We start from the raw sequence: 8,206 nt of genomic DNA, 5'->3' as shown, positions 1-8,206 counted from the left end.
AGGGGGAGATGAGGGAGCAGGGGGAGATGAGGGAGCAGGGGGAGATGAGGGAGCAGGGGGAGATGAGGGAGCAGGGGGAGATGAGGGAGCAGGGGGAGATGAGGGAGCAGGGGGAGATGAGGGAGCAATATCCTCCTCATCCCCCTCATCTTCCTCATCCCCCTCATCTTCCTCATCCCCCTCATCTTCCTCATCCCCCTCATCCCTCCCACTACCTCCCCCTCCCCGAACGCATCAACTCCCGCCCTTTACCGCCGGTGGAAATAGTGGATATGCGGCAAGAGTTGCAGCAGGGAAATCGTTCTATATTTAGTAGATCGCTGCAAGAAGCTTTGCAACAGTTGCAAGAGAGAAAACAACAGGGAATTTTATTTATCCATCGGCGGGGACACAGTACTTTTGTATCTTGCCGCAGTTGTGGATATGTGTTGCAATGTCCGTACTGTGACGTGTCGTTAGCATATCACCACACCGAAGAAAAAGCGCCGGAATTATTGCGCTGCCATTATTGTAACTATGCGCGATCGCACCCCAAATTCTGCCCTGATTGTAGTTCCCCTTACCTAAAATTTTTCGGTAGCGGTACTCAGCGAGTAACGCAGGAACTAACGCGACAGTTCCCAGAGTTACGCTTGATTCGTTTTGATAGCGATACCACCCGCAATAAAGGCTCACACCGTACCCTACTCACCCAATTTGCCAACGGCGAAGCAGATTTATTAGTAGGTACGCAAATGCTCACCAAAGGATTGGATTTACCACAGGTGACACTTGTGGGAGTTGTCGCCGCCGATGGATTGCTCAATTTATCAGATTATCGCGCCAGTGAACGGGCATTTCAAACCTTGACTCAAGTCGCTGGACGTGCTGGTAGAGGTGACGATCCGGGGAGGGTGATTGTACAAACTTATACTACAGAACATCAGGTAATTGCAGCGGTGCGATCGCACGATTATCACTCTTTCTCCCAAGCTGAATTAGAACAACGCCAAGCCCTCAATTATCCTCCCTATGGGCGGTTAATTTTATTGCGCTTAAGTAGTCTCGATCCTATTCAAGTGCAAAATACGGCGCAAATAATTGCCACAACCTTGAGTACAGAAGAAGAATTCGAGATATTAGGCCCAGCACCAGCAAGTATTTTGCGGGTAGCTAATCGTTATCGCTGGCAGATATTGATTAAATTTGCCCCCGATGCATTACCACAATTGCCAGATTGGGAAGAAGTGCGATCGCTTTGTCCTTCATCTGTGAGTTTAACTATTGATGTAGACCCATTAAATATTATGTGATTAGGACTTATATCATGTTCGGCTGATCACTTATAAAACGTCATTGCGAGCGCAACGAAGTGGAGCGAAGCAATTCCCTTGGTCTCTGCGATTGCTTCGCTTCGCTCGCAATGACAAGTATTTATCCAAACATGATATTACGCACTGTACAAATTCATCGTGATGTGCATTAACGATGCTCCCGGAAGTTTTCAGGCTTTTCTTAATTATCCTGCGATCGTCAATAGACCATGCTGTAGGGGCTAAACTTTGCTGTGTCCTTACGAAAGATGTGGTTTTTAAACTTCTCCATATATGGTATTTCTTGTCAATGCGTAAGTCCTAGTGATTTTCTTAGTACAGTTTTGCCTAAAAGCGTAGCGTTTTTAATGCAAGCCGACGCATTGGCATTGTAAGCCGACGCATTAACAATGTAAGCCGACGCATTAACAATGTAAGCCGACGCATTAACAATGTAAGCCGACGCATTGGCATTGTAAGCCGACGCATTGGCATTGCAGGGTATTGCCTTTCATTAATTCGCTACGAATTAATGAAATGCTGTACTTAGGGTAAAAGATTGATAGGTCTAGACATAGGAGTGAAATTAAATATGCGTTATCTAGAACCCTTGTCTTGACGTAGCAATGCTACGTCAAAACAATTCTTTTTCACTCCTATATCTTTTGTAGTAAGCACAAAGTGTGCTTGAATATTTGAAGACTAAAATCCTCACTACAAACGTACAGGACTTACGCAAAAACTCTCTGCAACTCTTATTCCTTCTCCTGTCGGAGACGCCAAGGGCGAACGTGTCCAACTCTTGGAGACGCACTCGCGTTCGTGCCAACTCTACAAGACGCACTCGCGTTCGCGGTTCGTTATTCCATGACTCATGCGTAAGTCCTACGTATTTAAGATTGAATTTTAAACTTTGAATATTTAATCTACTTAATTAACAATTCTGGTGCTACCAATCCTTTTTGGATAGCTAAAACTGCGGCTTGAGTGCGATCGCGTACTTCTAGTTTCTGCAAAATAGTATGGACATGAACCCGCACTGTACCAGGGGCAATGTAGAGAATTTCAGCAATTTCTTGATTGCTTTTGCCAGTTGCTACGAGTGCCAAAATTTCTTGCTCCCGCTTGGTTAGGGGATTTTCTAAAGATTCCTCAGTTTTTGCAGGCAGCAGCGTAGTAGAATTGCCCTCAAAAGCTGCTCTAATTTCTGTTGTTGCCGTTTGATCCCACCAAGAAGCCCCTGCTGCAACCGATCGCACTGCTAATATTAGAGACTCAGCCGGAATACCTTTGAGACAGTAACCTTGGGCCCCGGCGGCAATTAACCGCGAAATCAGGGGTTTTTCAGAACGAGAGGTTAAAACAAGAATTGGTAAATTTGGGTGTTTCTGCTTGATTTGGCGACAAGCTTCAATCCCGCCAATCCCCGGTAAACCTATATCTAGCAAGACCAAATCCAGGGGATAGCGATTTGCTAATTCTACAGCTTGTTCCCCATCTTCTGCCTCTGCGACAATCTCCAAAGTGGTTTCTTGTTGCAACCGCATCCGCAGACCAAGCCGAAACAATTCATCATCTTCAACAAGTAAGATTTTTGTCATTAGTCATTAGTCATTGGGCATTGGGCATTGGGCATTGGGCATTGGGCATTGGGCATTGGGCATTGGGCATTGGGCATTGGGCATTGGGCATTGGGCATTGGGCATTGGTTATTCGCCTTGTCTTCCTCATCTCCCTCATCCTCCCCTGCTCCCCCATCTCCCCCATCTCCCCCATCTCCCTCATCCTCCCCTGCTCCCCCTGCCCCCCCTCCTCATCTCCCCGGTGGTGGACAAGCAGGGAGTCGGAAACCAAACAGTGCGCCTCGTGGTGAGCGATTCTCTGCCCAAATTGTACCTCCATGAGCGGTAATAATTTGCCTGGTCAAATAAAGCCCTAGTCCAGATCCTGAGACGTGGCGATCGCTATGTCCTTGATAAAATCTTTCAAACAAGTGGGGTAACTCTTCTTCGGTAATGCCGGAACCAGTATCGAGTATTTTTACTACTTGATCGCTAGAATAACTTTCAAGTACTACTTCTACTTTACCGCCACGAGGGGTATGGTTTATGCCATTACTCAGGAGATTGGTGAAGACTCGCCCCAGTTGCAAAGGATCGCCGTTTACCCAAAGAAAGCTGCGAAAATCTGATTCGCCATAGTGGAGAGAAATATAAACCTGACGTGTTTTCGCTAGTTCAGTCAGGGTGGCGATTACCTCCTCTGCCACAGTTGCCAAATTAACAGGTGATAACTGTAGTTTCAGCCCTTCGGCATCATTGCGGTATACATCTAAAAGCGTTTGGACTAATTGCAGTGTACTCCGATGACTACGAGCCATTGTTTGTAAGACTTTTGCTTGCATTGGCGTGATTTCACCAAATTGCTCATTTTGAAAATATTTCAGGGTTTCAATTGCTCCTAATAGAGGTGTTTTCAAATCATGCGTTAGGGTAGAAACAAAATCTTCACGCATGGTAGCTAGTTGTTCTTGGGAGCGTAATTGTGCTTGCGTATAAGCGATCGCTTCTTCATTGCGGTGGTTGCGATCGCTTAACCAACCCGTTACCATCAACGCCAATACTGCAATCAACCTATTTGCCAACGTTGGGGAATTAATCATTTCTCCTTCGGGAACAAATAAATTCAATAATGTTAATCCTGTAGCTGCAAGAGTGATCCCTAATACAGCACTCCGATTCAATCGTGAATCTGCTAACAAAATCGTCCCTGTGTAAAGGTAGCCAAATACGTACTCAGGTGGTGTCAAATATTCTAAGCCTATGACCATAGCAAAGGCGATCGCTATTAGCCCATACGTCTCCCCACGCTTCTTTATAGCTTCTTTCATAGTCAATAATCGACTTAACATTGTCATTTATGATTTACTAAAAATCTGTATAACTGTAGGACTAAGCTAAAACACATCTAATTTGCATATCAAAATTCTCTCAATATCTTGTGGGCTGGGCATCTTGCCCGCCCTGATTATGCAACTCTAATGCTGATTAGCTTAGCCCTTTCAAGGTGACAAACGAAGATACGTTGTTTCAGCGCTACCATCTTGAATCCTCTGCTCAGATTTTGGGCTTTTTGAAAGTTGAAATAACCAACCTTCGTTCCAAATTTCACCACCTTGAAAGGAACCAAGTTATTTGTGCCCTCAAACAGCACAAACTGCAAATTGACAACTGAAGTTACTGAAAAAATCGATTTAGGTAGGTAAAAATTATGGCAGATATCATTGGAACCAACGGGAATGATACTCTAGTGGGCAGCTACGACGACGACACTATTAACGGTAGAGCAGGCAACGATACCATTACAGATTCCTTTGGCTACGACACCTTGACTGGTGGAGGCGGCAAGGATAAATTTGTTATAGATGTAAGATACAACTACTATTACTATTATTTCAGTGATAATAGGATCACCACTATCACCGATTTCGGTGGAGTAGGTAAAGGAACAAACCCCACAGCAGCAGTCATTGCCGAAGTGGACACCCTAATATTTTTGGGCGATGGCTTAACATTCCAGGGCTATGGCTTGACTGCCCAAAATCTGCTGCTGACTCAGAATGGCAACGATCTGGAAATCACCTTTGCAGGGGTAGATGGTGGCCTAGTTACCCTGCAAAACTTTGCCTTAGAAAACCTAGATAACCTCAGCAAATCTACAGGAGCCAGTGTAGATTTGGGCAATATCCTGTTTTATGAGCAAACTAGCATCACGGACAGCTTTGATGTCTTCAATGCCAACTCTACCCAAAATATTATCTTCAACAAGAACACAGTCACCTTCCTTAATGACCTCTCTAATAATGTTAACGGCTTTGACAACTCAGATGATGTGATCAATGGTCAGGGGGGTGATGACATCATTGACGGCAAGAGTGGCAACGACCTTTTAAGGGGTGGTGCAGGGAATAACACCCTCAACGGTGGCGCTGGTGACGATATCTTGAATGTTGACTCTTCATCAGGTAATAATCTGCTCTCTGGAGGCAATGGCAATGATTTTCTTCGCTCCTTTAGCTCATCTGGCAAAAACACCCTCAATGGTGGTGCTGGTGACGATAACTTGAATGTTGACTCTTCATTAGGCAATAATCTGCTCTCTGGGGGCGATGGCAATGATTTTCTCTCCGCTTCTGGCTACGCGTCCGGCATAGGCATCTCTTTTAGGGATGACAAGAAATCAAAGGGTAATAATACCCTCAATGGTGGTACTGGTGACGATAGCTTAAATGTTGACTCTTCATCAGGCAATAATCTGCTCTCTGGAGGCGATGGCAATGATTCTCTCTCCGCGTCTGGCTACGTGAGAACCGTCTTTTCCAGCGAGGACAACTTCTTCTACTATCTCTCATCTGGCAATAATACCCTCAAAGGTGGTGCAGGTAACGATACCTTGAATGCTAGTGGTTCAACAGGCAATAACCTGCTCTCTGGGGGCGATGGCGATGATTATCTAGACATTTCTTCTCTCTTACAAGTAGGTAGTTACACTGACTACACCAGTCAATCATCAGGCAATAATACCCTCAACGGTGGTACAGGTAATGATACCTTGACTGCTAGTGGTTCATATGGCAATAACCTACTCTCTGGGGGCGATGGCAATGACAGCCTCTATGGAGGGGATGATACTGATACCTTTGCTTTCAATAGTTACAAAGAAGGCATTGATAATCTTTATGACTTCAACGCCACTAATGACCTGATTCAGGTATCAGCTGATGGTTTTGGTGGCGGGTTGTCAACACCTTCACTCAAAGCGGATCAGTTTACGATCGGAACATCTGCAACCACTAGCAGTCAGCGATTTATCTACAACGACATTACAGGTGGATTGTTCTTTGACCTTGACGGTAGCGCATCTGGGTTTACTCAAGTAAAATTTGCAGAATTATCAGCTGGATTGTCACTAACCGAAAACAATTTTGTGGTTGTTTAATCGTCTTTAGCGTTTTACCATTACTAAGCAGTATGTGTTGCGAGGTGTTATTTTCAGCACCTCGCATTTGATTGCTCAATGCAAGTCATTTTGATCAGTGATCGCCATTCTTGCACAGATATAATGAACTGTATACTTGTTAATACGAAAGAGAATTTTTAATTAATTTTTAACCCACCCGGTACAAGCGAAATCAAATCAATTTTGCGACTATTGCCTTTGCGGTTAACCTACAATTTTCCCAAAATGCCACGATCACCCCTAATGCAGTGATTGGAGATATATAGGGGCGATCGCTAATCTCAGTCAAGCAATTCTGACTAATCGGGGTCAAATCGTTATAGTCTGTAGATCGCAGGGTCTATGAGTAAAAATTAAATATTCTTAACAAAAACTTGAACAAGTATCTGGAAAATAGTAATAGCTGAAAATAGTAAATTCCTCAAAATCTGTTATTTCTAAGAATTGGCTTACTAGGACTTAAATTTAATTTAGCGCGAAATATATGGTACAAGGTTTTTTGCAAATTGGCTTAACGCTGTGTATTGTCATAGCAATCACTCCGTTACTGGGTAAATACATAGCGCGTGTTTTCTTAGGAGAAAGAACACTGCTTGATTTTTTAATGAACCCAATAGAGCGAAGTATGTTCGTACTAGCGGGTGTCCGCAGGAAAGATGATATGACGGGTTGGCAGTATATCCAGGCTGTAATTTGCAGCAACCTAATCATGGGTATTTCAGTGTATTTCCTGTTATATTTTCAGAGACTCTTGCCCTGGAATCCTAACGGCTTCGGTGTTACCAAATGGGATGTATTACTGCACACAACCATTTCCTTTGTTACCAATACCGACCAGCAACATTATGCTGGTGAGACAACTTTAAGCTATTTTAGCCAGGTAGCGGCTTTAAGCTTTTTGATGTTCACCTCCGCAGCCACCGGGTTAGCCGTAGGAATTGCCTTTATTCGCGGGTTGACGGGGAGAAAATTGGGGAACTTTTACGTCGATCTTGTGCGTGGAATTACGCGAATCTTGCTGCCGATTTCGATTATTGGAGCGATCGCCTTACTTGTAACAGGTGTACCACAAACATTAAAAGAGACTCTGGTTCTGAGAACCTTAGAAGGTGGAACGCAATATATTGCCAGAGGCCCCGTGGCATCCTTTGAAATGATCAAGCTTTTGGGCGAGAATGGCGGAGGCTTTTTTGGCGTAAACTCAGCTCACCCTTTTGAAAATCCCAATGGTGCTTCTAACTTGATAGAAATGATCGCCATGATTTCTATACCAGCAGCCTTGATTTACACCTACGGTATATTTGCCAACAACATCAAACAAGCTTGGTTACTTTTCTGGATGGTGTTTGTGATTTTTGTAGTTCTGGTGGGAGTGACAGCCGTGGGAGAACTGCAAGGTAATCCCCTTGTTAATAACGCCTTTGGATTAGAACAACCCAATTTAGAAGGTAAAGAAGTTCGATTTGGTTGGGCGCAAACAGCATTTTGGGCAGTTATGACTACCGCTACTATGTCTGGTGCTGTGAATGGGATGCATGATTCTTTGATGCCGCAAGGAACATTTTCGACTCTCTTCAACTTATTTATTCAGATTATCTGGGGTGGACAGGGAACTGGAACAGCTTACCTATTTATTTACTTAATTCTCACAGTGTTCCTAACCGGACTAATGGCAGGGCGCACCCCAGAATTTTTAGGACGCAAAATTGAAAAGCGAGAAATCATCCTCGCCAGCGTCGTGCTGTTGATTCACCCAATTCTAATTTTGATTCCCAGTGCGATCGCTTTGGCTTATCCCATCTCCCTATCTGGAATTAGCAACACTGGCTATCACGGTATTTCTCAAGTAGTTTATGAATACGCCTCAGCAGCAGCAAATAATGGCTCCGGCTTAG

Annotated in this window: 6 protein-coding genes; 3 read left to right on the top strand and 3 right to left on the bottom strand. The window is 44.2% G+C overall.

The genetic code is table 11. The features are described from left to right. A partial coding sequence (gene priA / locus LC574_RS15445; RefSeq protein WP_229454335.1) for a primosomal protein N' occupies window positions 1-1,292 on the top strand: 1,292 nt, incomplete at its 5' end. Between the two features lie 926 nt (window positions 1,293-2,218). Here the strand turns inward: priA and LC574_RS15440 are convergent. The 3 genes from LC574_RS15440 to LC574_RS15430 are packed head-to-tail and all read right to left on the bottom strand — an operon-like array spanning window position 2,219 to window position 4,203. Next, window positions 2,219-2,893: a response regulator transcription factor gene (locus tag LC574_RS15440; protein ID WP_229454334.1), complete on the bottom strand. Its 675-nt coding sequence runs from the start codon at window positions 2,891-2,893 to the stop codon at window positions 2,219-2,221. Between the two features lie 10 nt (window positions 2,894-2,903). Then, window positions 2,904-3,146: a hypothetical protein gene (locus tag LC574_RS15435; protein WP_229454333.1), complete on the bottom strand. Its 243-nt coding sequence runs from the start codon at window positions 3,144-3,146 to the stop codon at window positions 2,904-2,906. After that, a complete protein-coding gene (locus LC574_RS15430) occupies window positions 3,106-4,203 on the bottom strand; it encodes a sensor histidine kinase KdpD (protein WP_229454336.1) in 1,098 nt (365 codons plus the stop codon). Before LC574_RS15430 ends, LC574_RS15435 begins: the two co-directional genes overlap by 41 nt. Window positions 4,204-4,562: 359 nt before the next feature. On the opposite strand from LC574_RS15430, the gene LC574_RS15425 reads away from it, so the two are divergent. Both LC574_RS15425 and kdpA read left to right on the top strand, forming a co-directional pair. Continuing rightward, entirely contained in the window at window positions 4,563-6,290 is a 1,728-nt protein-coding gene (locus LC574_RS15425) for a calcium-binding protein (RefSeq protein WP_229454332.1), read from the top strand. Window positions 6,291-6,795: 505 nt separating this feature from the next. Then, a partial coding sequence (kdpA, locus tag LC574_RS15420; RefSeq protein WP_229454331.1) for a potassium-transporting ATPase subunit KdpA occupies window positions 6,796-8,206 on the top strand: 1,411 nt, incomplete at its 3' end.

The sequence above is a fragment of the Nostoc sp. CHAB 5715 genome (assembly GCF_020829685.1).
Taxonomy (GTDB): Bacteria; Cyanobacteriota; Cyanobacteriia; order Cyanobacteriales; family Nostocaceae; genus Nostoc.
Note: the sequence above shows the minus strand (reverse complement) of the source record. Positions and strands in the feature narration are given on the sequence as shown.